The sequence below is a fragment of the Flavobacterium sp. W20_MBD1_R3 genome, assembly GCF_052119725.1.
Classification (GTDB): Bacteria; Bacteroidota; Bacteroidia; order Flavobacteriales; family Flavobacteriaceae; genus Flavobacterium.
In genome coordinates this window covers 1-1,449 of sequence record NZ_JBGQOR010000028.1, presented here as the reverse complement: position 1 = coordinate 1,449, position 1,449 = coordinate 1, and the positions used below count along the sequence as shown (strand labels likewise).

Sequence of the window (1,449 nt, the reverse complement as noted above, 5' to 3'; positions counted from 1 at the left end):
CTTTTCTTGCTTTACTATTCGAAATAAACAGTATATTTGAAAGAAATAAACGATAGTTTTTTCACAGACTGACGTTATGCCCAATTATAAAAAAAAAGAACCGAATGAAGGTTAAGAATATTATATCATCACTGATTCTGACTATTTATAGCTTGACAATTTTTGCTCAAGACCAAACAACGGAAAATTTAAAAACTTTGTCCGACAATAAGCAGTTTGACCAAATCATAGAACAACACGCTTCTAAATCAAAGAATTACAGCGCCAAAGCATTGTATTATATTGGACAAGCTTACTATATGAAAGAAGACGATAACAATTGTCTTAAATTTATGACCCTTTCAATCGAAAAAGATTCAAAAGACCCTGCTCCACTATATATAAAGGCTTCGACTTTGAACTATATGCAGAAGTATGATGAAGCTGTAAAATCTTTCCAATTAGCCATTAGTTTAAAACCAGACGATGCCGAATTTTACAGCGGACTTGGTGACTCATACTATAATTTAGAAAAATTAGACTTAGCTCTTGAAGCGTACAAAAAAGCAACAGAACAGAAGAACTGCCTAGACAGGCCATATTCATTTGTTGCTCAAATCTATTCTGACCAGAAAAATAACGAAAAAGCATTAGAAGCCTTTTATATCGCCAAATCAATAATAGACAACAAATCTAATTCGTATATAACCGCATTGTTCAATATTGGACTACTTGAATCTTTAAAAGGTAATTACGACAAAGCAGAACCTGCCTTTGTTGAGCTATTGCAATTAGACACAACAGATTATCATTCTTATGCGAAACTTATCCAAATTTATTATCATAGAAAAGAGTATGATAAAGCTAAACAGTATAAAGACAAATTATATGATGCTCACAAAAATGGGCTACTTACAGACAATTTAAAAGATATGTTTTGCTTCGACCAATTCAAATGGAATGACAAGCTAATTCAAGCATTTGAAAGATACGAAGAAGGTTCAAAAGACATTTACAATAAACATTTGTTCTATGTTATAAATCAGGACGACAACATTGAATATAGAATTCAAACAGAGTTTTCTCGATTTTCAGCAGAGCAAGGAGGTTCAAAATATTTACTTTGCCGTACAAAAAACGGTACACATTCGACATTCAATATTGGCTTTAACGACAACTTCAAATATGATGACTTGAAAAAAAATGTAATTGATGTTCTTGAAGAAAAAGTTAAGCCAGCAGCGACTTCAAGACCAACTAAAAAACAAGAATAACTGGGCATAACCGCCATTTTGAGCTAGCTGGAATTTAGTGGAATTAACGTTTCGCATCAAGTTTTCTGCAAAGCAGAAAGTTGAAAGGTTACGAATTCCCCACCATCTCAAAGCAGCGGGACGTCAGGCTGTGAAAAAACCTCCTTTTCTTATAATTCTACAAATAATACGTACACCTAAACTACACTATAGTCCT

General features: G+C 33.0%; 1 protein-coding gene. It reads left to right on the top strand.

Annotated features, from left to right (window positions below; all coding sequences use genetic code 11):
- The first annotated feature begins 104 nt into the window (after positions 1-104).
- Entirely contained in the window at positions 105-1,253 is a 1,149-nt protein-coding gene (locus ACEN2F_RS14620; protein ID WP_441740526.1) for a tetratricopeptide repeat protein, read from the top strand.
- Positions 1,254-1,449: the final 196 nt, after the last annotated feature.